General features: G+C 61.9%; 1 pseudogene. It reads right to left on the reverse strand.

Annotation, left to right across the window (positions count from 1 at the left end):
* A pseudogene (locus SB756_RS30040) lies at positions 1-273 on the reverse strand (RimK family alpha-L-glutamate ligase); the annotation flags it as partial.

The following is a 273-nucleotide window of genomic DNA, read 5'->3' on the forward strand; positions in this document are numbered from 1 at the left end:
GTCTTCACCGCCAGATCCACCACCGCCCGGGGCGCTTCGTGGATCGCCAGGGTGCGGCACTCGCCGTTGATGTCCTGGCCCTTGGCCTTGTGGTTGTAGATCTGCCAATGGCCCTTGGACATGAAGTACTGGCAGGCAAAGATCGGTTTGCGGTTGAGCACGCCGATGCGCCAGTCGTACTCGGTGTAGAAGAACTCCTGGGCCAGCAGCAGTACCGAGTGCTCGAACAGCTCGGCGGTGGCTTCCATCAAGGCCTGCTGGCTCTCGACCTTG

It is taken from the genome of Pseudomonas sp. SIMBA_068, assembly GCF_046534705.1.
Classification (GTDB): domain Bacteria; phylum Pseudomonadota; class Gammaproteobacteria; order Pseudomonadales; family Pseudomonadaceae; genus Aquipseudomonas; species Aquipseudomonas putida.